5 protein-coding genes are annotated in these 6012 nt (G+C 71.6%); 4 read left to right on the forward strand and 1 reads right to left on the reverse strand.

Annotation, left to right across the window (positions count from 1 at the left end):
- The coding region (locus HW577_RS18965) for a MutS N-terminal domain-containing protein (protein ID WP_474100249.1) at positions 1-1197 on the reverse strand (1197 nt) is incomplete at its 3' end.
- A gap of 57 nt (positions 1198-1254) precedes the next feature.
- Between HW577_RS18965 and HW577_RS18970 the strand changes: the two genes are divergently transcribed.
- From HW577_RS18970 to HW577_RS18985, 4 genes are all read left to right on the forward strand, one after another.
- Entirely contained in the window at positions 1255-1644 is a 390-nt protein-coding gene (locus tag HW577_RS18970) for a VOC family protein (RefSeq protein WP_198377704.1), read from the forward strand.
- Positions 1645-1725: 81 nt separating this feature from the next.
- Complete coding sequence (locus HW577_RS18975) at positions 1726-3303, forward strand: ABC transporter substrate-binding protein (protein WP_198377705.1); 1578 nt, start codon at positions 1726-1728, stop codon at positions 3301-3303.
- A 95-nt stretch (positions 3304-3398) separates the two neighbouring features.
- Positions 3399-5699, forward strand: coding sequence for an NADP-dependent malic enzyme (locus HW577_RS18980; protein WP_198377706.1), 2301 nt, complete (start codon positions 3399-3401; stop codon positions 5697-5699).
- Positions 5696-6012, forward strand: a 317-nt coding sequence (locus tag HW577_RS18985) for a DUF488 domain-containing protein (protein WP_198377707.1), incomplete at its 3' end; no start/stop codon positions are given. The genes HW577_RS18980 and HW577_RS18985, both read left to right, overlap by 4 nt.

Here is a 6012-nt window from a genome sequence, read left to right on the forward strand (position 1 = left end):
GGCGGCCATCGCCTCGGCCCGCGCCAGCCCGTCGCGGATCGCGCCCAGGTCGCGCGGGGCGAAGCGGTCGAGCGAGAGGCGCGCCAGGGCGCGCGCCATGTCAGGCGCGCCCTTCAGCGCAGCGCGCAGGCCGCCGCGCACCGCATCGGCCGCCAGCAGGAAGGCCACCGCATCGTGCCGTGCCGCGATCGGTGCTGCCTCGGCGAGCGGTGCGGCGAGCCGGGCTGCGAGTTCCCGCGCGCCCGCGGCGGTCACGGTGCGGTCGACGGCGGCGAGCAACGCATGCCGCGCCTCGCCCCGTTCGCTGCGCAGGATCTCGAGGCTGCGGCGCGTCGCGCCATCCATCTGCAGCAGGCCGCGCGCGCCGGCCGGCACCGGCGCTGACAGGCGCGGCAGCGCGCCGGCCTGGGTCAGCCGCACATAGTCCACCGCCATGGCGGCGGCGGCGGTTTCCTCCACCGTGAAGGCGCCGAAGCCGTCCAGCGTCGCGACCGAGAAGGCCTCCGCCAGGCGACGCGCGCCGTCGCGGGGGGGCTCGACATGCGCGACGCGCTCGGCAAGCGGGGCGAGTGCCGCGCCGCGCGCCAGCGCCTCCGGTGCCAGCACTTCGGAAGGTTCGAGCCGCGCGAGCAGCGCCGGCAGGTCGGACGCCGGCAGGCTTTCGGTGCCGAAGGCGCCGGTCGTGACATCCAGCCAGGCGGCGCCGAGGCGGTCCCCATCCGGGGCGAGGGCCAGCAGCCAGGCAGGCCGCGCGGCGTCCAGCAGCGCGTCTTCCGTCACGGTGCCGGGGGTGACGAGGCGCACCACCTCCCGCTTGATGGTGGGCGCCTTGCGGCGCTTGGCTTCCTCCGGCGTTTCCATCTGGTCGCAGATCGCGACACGGAAGCCCTGGCGGATCAGGCGGGCGAGGTAGAGCTCATGCGCATGAGCGGGCACGCCGCACATCGGCACCTTCTCGCCGCGATGCTCGCCCCGGTAGGAGAGCGCGATGTCGATCGCGGCCGATGCGGCTTCCGCGTCGGCGAAAAACAATTCGTAGAAATCGCCCATGCGGAAGAAGACGAGCGCATCCGGATGCGCGGCCTTGGCGGCGAACCATTGCGCCATGGCGGGGGTCGCGCCTTCGGCGCGCGGGATTCCAGGTGCGCCTTCGGCGCGCGGAATCTCCTTGCGGTCCGGGGGCGGGGCGCCTGTCATGGGCAGGGTCTAGACGGGAACGCGACACAAGGGGAGGGCGCGATGCGGATCGACGGGTTGGACCATGCGAATCTGCGTTGCCGGCCGCAGGATTTGCCGGCGGCGCTCGCCTTCTATCGCGACCTGCTGGGGCTGGAGGAAGGGCCGCGCCCCGCCTTCGATTTCCCCGGCCACTGGCTCTATGCGGGCGGGCGCCCGATCGTGCATCTCGCGGCGCGGGAGACGGTCGGGCCGCCGGAGGGGCCGTCCAAGGGGGCGTCCTTCGAGCATGTCGCCTTCCGCGCGCGCGGCCTGAACGACATCCGCGCGCTGCTCGACGCGCGCGGCATCCGCTACGCCGAGGCGCCGCTGCCCGGCTTCCCCCTGCACCAGCTTTTCCTGACCGATCCGTTCGGGCTGCGGGTGGAACTGACCTTCGACATGAACGATCCGGCCAATCTCGGCTGACGCCGCGGGTTCCCCCGCGCGCCACGGCGTCCTAGCCTTCCGCCATGGGCGCGTCACGACGCCCGGGAGGAGGGCCGTTCCATGATCCATCGCCGCACCCTGTTCGCGACCGGCGCCGCCGGCCTCATGGCCGCACCGGCCGTCGCGCAGAACACGCGGGCTACGACGCTGCGCTTCGTGCCGCAGGCGAACCTCTCGGTGCTCGACCCGATCTTCACGACCGCGACCGTCACCGGCAACCACGGCTACTATGTCTACGACACGCTCTACGGCGTCGATGCGTCACTGGCGCCCAAGCCGCAGATGGTGGAGGGGCATGAGACGTCGTCCGACGGCCTGACCTGGCGGTTCCGCCTGCGCGAAGGGCTGCGCTTCCACGATGGCAACCCGGTGCGCTCGGCGGATTGCATCGCCTCCATCAAGCGCTGGTGCGCGCGGGAGCCCGTCGGCCAGCTGCTCGCCCGCGTGGTGGAGGACTGGACGGCATCCGACGACCGCAACTTCCAGGTGCGGCTGAAGCGCGCCTTCCCGCTGCTGCTCGACGCGCTGGCCAAGCCGGATTCCTCGACGCTGTTCATCATGCCGGAGCGGATCGCCAACACCGATCCCGGCCGCGCGATCACCGAGGTCATCGGCTCCGGCCCCTTCCGCTTCATCGCGGGCGAATACAATTCCGGCAGCCGTGTGGTCTACGAGAAGTTCGACGGCTACGCGCCGCGGCAGGAAGCGCCCTCCTGGACCTCGGGGGCCAAGGTCGCGCATTTCCGGCGCATAGAGTGGCATATCCTGCCCGACCCCGCGACCGCCGCCGCGGCGCTGCAGAGCGGCGAGGTCGATTGGTGGGAAAGGCCGCATCCGGATCTCGGCGCGCTGCTCGCCCGCGCGCGCGACGTGCGGCGGGAGGTGACGGACCCGCTCGGCCGCCTTGCGGTGATGCGCATGAACTGCCTCCATCCGCCCTTCGACAATCCGGCAGTGCGCAAGGCGGTGCGGCTGTCCGTGCTGCAGGAGGACTACATGCGCGCCTCCCGCGGCGATGCGCGGGAGGATTGGGACCTCTGCCGCAGCCTCTGGCCGCGAGGGACGCCGTATCACGAGGATGCGGGCGCGGCGATGATCCCAGGCGACCTGGACCGCGCGCGCGCCGCGCTGCGCGAAGCGGGCTACGCCAACCAGCGCGCCGTCATCATTAACCCGACCGACTTCCCCGATATCGGGCCACTCGGCCTGGTGTCCGCAGACCGGCTGAAGCGGATCGGCATGAACATCGACCTGGCCGAAAGCGACTGGGGCACGGTGGTGCAGCGGCGCAACTCGCGCGAACCGGTCGATCGCGGCGGCTGGTCCATGCTGCACACGACCGGGGGCGCGACCGCCTGGGCCAATCCGGCGCTCTCCTTCCTCGTGCGCGGCCAGGGGCTGCGCGGCTGGTTCGGCTGGTGGGAAAGCGCGCGGGCGGAGGAACTGGCCGAGGCCTGGCTGTACGAAACCGATCCGGCGAAGCAGCGTTCGCTCGCCGGCGAGCTCGGCCGCCACGCGCTGGAGGAAGCGGCCTTCGTCCCGCTCGGCCAGTTCCGCATCCGCACGGCCTTCCGGCGCGACCTGACGGGGATGCTGGAGGGGTCCTCCCCCTATCCCTGGAACCTCCGGCGCGCCTGACGCGCCTGCGAAGCCGGGGGGTCGCATCGCGCGCCCCCCGGGCCCACAATGGGCCGCTCAGCGACCGTACCGCCGAACCGGGGACAAGAACGACAATGGACGATGTGAAGCAGCCGCCCGCCGAGGATACGCGCACCACCCGCGTGACGGCCGAGGAGGCGCTCGCCATGCACGCCGAGGGGCGGCCCGGCAAGCTCGAGATCCGGCTGACCAAGCCGCTGATCACCGCGCGCGACCTTAGCCTCGCCTATTCCCCGGGCGTCGCGGAGCCATGCCTGCACATCCACCGCGACCCGAAGCTCGCCTACGACTACACGGCCAAGGGGAATTTCGTCGCCGTCATCTCGAACGGTACGGCGGTACTCGGCCTGGGCAACCTCGGCGCGCTGGCGTCCAAGCCCGTGATGGAAGGCAAGGCGGCGCTGTTCAAGCGCTTCGCCGATGTCGATTCGATCGACCTCTGCGTGGATACCGAGGACGTGGACGCCTTCGTCAATTCCGTGCGCTACCTCGGCCCGTCCTTCGGCGGCATCAACCTCGAGGACATCAAGGCGCCGGAATGCTTCGTCATCGAGCAGCGCCTGCGCGAGCTCATGGACATCCCGGTCTTCCACGACGACCAGCACGGGACCGCCATCGTCGCCGCCGCCGGGCTGATCAACGCCATCCACCTGACCGGGCGCGACATCGCGACGACGCGGCTCGTCATCAACGGTGCCGGCGCGGCATCCATCGCCTGCGCGGAACTGGTCAAGGCGATGGGCATGCGGCCCGAGAACGTCATCCTCTGCGACACCAAGGGCGTCATCTGGCGCGGCCGCACCGAAGGCATGAACCAGTGGAAGTCGGCGCATGCCGTGACCACCTCCGCGCGCACGCTGGCCCAGGCGCTGGACGGCGCGGATGTCTTCTTCGGCCTGTCGGTGAAGGGCGCGCTGACGCAGGAGATGGTCCGCGCCATGGCGCCGAAGCCGATCATCTTCGCCATGGCGAACCCCGACCCCGAGATCACGCCGGACGAGGCGCGCGCCGCGCGGCCCGACTGCATCATCGCGACGGGCCGGTCGGACTACCCGAACCAGGTGAACAACGTCCTCGGCTTCCCCTTCATCTTCCGCGGCGCGCTCGACGTGCGCGCGAGCACCATCAACGATGCGATGAAGGTTGCTGCGGCCCGCGCGCTGGCGATGCTCGCGCGGGAGGACGTGCCGGAGGAAGTGGCCGGCGCCGGCGCGGGCAAGGCGCTGCGCTTCGGCCCAGAATACATCATCCCGAACGCCTTCGACCCGCGACTGATCTCACGCGTCTCGCCCGCCGTCGCCAAGGCCGCGATGGACAGCGGCGTCGCGCGCAAGCCGCTGCTCGACCTGCAGCGCTATGAACGCGACCTCGCCAACCGGCTGGACGCGACCGTCGGCGCGCTGGAAGCGATCGCCGATTCCGTGCGCAACAACCCCAGGCGCGTGGTCTTCGCGGAAGGCGAGGAGGAGAAGGTCATCCGCGCCGCCATCGCCTTCCGCAACGCCGGCTACGGCACGCCCGTGCTGGTCGGGCGGGAGGACCGGATCACGGCGATCACCGCCGCGCTCGGCATCCCGCTGCCCGATGGCATCGAGATCCAGAACGCGCGCGTGTCCGAGAGCAACCGCCGCTACGCGGAATACCTCTATGGGAAGAAACAGCGCGACGGCTTCCTGTTCCGCGACTGCCAGCGCCTGGTCAACCAGGACCGCAACGTCTTCGCCGCCTGCATGGTCGCGACGGGGGAGGCGGATGCGCTGGTGACCGGCACCACGCGCTCCTACGCCGTCGCCATGGAGGGCATCTCCATGGCGATCGACCCGGTGCCCGGGCGGAGCGTCTTCGGCGTGTCCATCATCGTCTCCCGCCGCGCCGGCACGGTGCTGGTGGCCGACACGGCGGTGCATGAACGCCCGGATGCTGAAACGCTGGCCGGCATCGCGCGCGGCTCGGCGGCTGCGGCGCGGCGGCTCGGGCTCGAACCGCGCGTCGCCTTCCTGAGTTTCTCCACCTTCGGCGACCCGCGCGGCACCATCCCCGGCTCGATCCGGGACGCGGTGAAGCTGCTCGCCGAACGCGGCGCGGATTTCGAGTTCGATGGGGAGATGTCGGCTGACGTGGCGCTGGACCCCGGGCTGCGGGCCTCGCTCTACCCGTTCTGCCGCCTCACCGGGCCGGCCAATGTGCTGATCATGCCCGGCCTGCACGCCGCGCACATCCTGACGCGCGCGGTGCCGCGACTGACCAGTGCAACGGTGATCGGCCCGCTGCTGACGGGGCTGACGCATTCGGCGCAGATCGTGCCGATGCAGGCGGGGGTGAACCAGATCCTCGACGTGGCCTGCCTTGCCGCGCATGCCGCCGTGACGCGATGAGCGGCCCCGGCGAGGTCCTGACCATCGGCTATGAGGGGACCACGCCGGACAGGCTGATCGCGGCGCTGAAGAGCGCGCGGGTCGCGACGCTGGTCGATGTGCGGGCGCTGGCGAACAGCCGACGGCCGGGTTTCGCCAAGGGCGCGCTGTCCGCAGCGCTGGAGGCTGCGGGGATCGGCTACCTGCACCTGCGCGCGCTCGGCACGCCGGCCGCGGGGCGTGCGGCGGTGCGCGCCGGCCGGCCGGCCGAGATGCGGCGCATCTTCGCCGCGCATCTGGCCGGCGACGAGCCGCAGGCCGCACTTGCCAACCT

The sequence above is a fragment of the Neoroseomonas rubea genome (assembly GCF_016106015.1).
GTDB classification, from domain to species: Bacteria; Pseudomonadota; Alphaproteobacteria; order Acetobacterales; family Acetobacteraceae; genus Neoroseomonas; species Neoroseomonas rubea.

Coding starts and splice junctions, on each gene's coding strand:
- HW577_RS18975 (WP_198377705.1), top strand. CDS start 1,726: ATGATCCATCGCCGCACCCTGTTCGCGACCGGCGCCGCCGGCCTCATG.
- HW577_RS18980 (WP_198377706.1), top strand. CDS start 3,399: ATGGACGATGTGAAGCAGCCGCCCGCCGAGGATACGCGCACCACCCGC.